Genomic DNA, 258 nt, shown 5'->3' with positions numbered 1-258 from the left:
AGAAGGTGCCGTAGGACGCGAGATACCAGCCCGGCAGCGGGTCGGGGTTACCGATGACCCCGCGCTTGATGTAGATCATCACCCACATCAAGCAGTAGGGGATCAGCGTGATGCCGGTCCAGAACCAACGCCGCTCGGTCAGCCGTCCGTTTGCGCTGAGCAGGCCGCCCTCGAGGTTCGCCGCCCCGATCCCCGCACCGATGAAGAAATAGGACGCATAGAGCAGCACCCGGCTCGCCTGCACCGAGAACGGTCCGA

At 64.3% G+C, this 258-nt stretch carries 1 pseudogene; it reads right to left on the bottom strand.

The window, feature by feature from the left end:
* A pseudogene (locus AC066Y_RS43375) lies at positions 1-258 on the bottom strand (acyltransferase family protein); the annotation flags it as partial.

Source organism: Bradyrhizobium sp. USDA3010 (assembly GCF_056429065.1).
Note: the sequence above shows the minus strand (reverse complement) of the source record. Positions and strands in the feature narration are given on the sequence as shown.